1 pseudogene is annotated in these 608 nt (G+C 38.5%); it reads right to left on the minus strand.

The window, feature by feature from the left end:
- Window positions 1-513, minus strand: a pseudogene (locus IGI58_RS18220) (hypothetical protein); the annotation flags it as partial.
- Between the last annotated feature and the right edge of the window lie 95 nt (window positions 514-608).

Genomic DNA, 608 nt, shown 5'->3' on the forward strand with positions numbered 1-608 from the left:
GGGAAGCGACGAAAAATCACCAGTCCCCAATATATGACCTAAAGCATTAGCATTGGTGTTGTAAACACGATTAACAAAGTCATCTAACCGATCATTGAATTTTGCATCGGCTTCTTTTTTGATCATTTCTTCTGCTAAAATGGAAAAGATGTCAGAACGAATCTGCAGCAAGCGATTGACCTTGGCATAATCATAAGCTGGGAAGAACTCATCTATAAACGCCTGATATTTCTCGTCAGAATTCATCAAAGACTTATAATTTTCCTCAATGTACTTTCTGTATTTCTCTTGATCACGCTGTTTCACATCTTCTAGAAGTTTTTGCTGGTTAATCTTATGCAAATCAGATTGAGACAGTAATTTCTCTTGGATCCGTTTTAAAGCTTCGGGAAAGATATCTGTAATCATCTTTAGCGTTTCGTTCTCTAATTTGAGACGAGCTTTATCTTCTAGATCACGGCGCTTCTCCCAATATTTTAATGCTGACTTACTCAACTTGGGGGTCTTTGCCATTAGACTCACCGCCTAGATTGCTGTACTCGCCATCAGGATAGGTTTGACCTTGTTCAATATCCATCATCTGCAACTCATAATCCACATCATCAACA

It is taken from the genome of Enterococcus sp. AZ020 (genome assembly GCF_050499205.1).
GTDB lineage: Bacteria > Bacillota > Bacilli > Lactobacillales > Enterococcaceae > Enterococcus_L > Enterococcus_L dunnyi.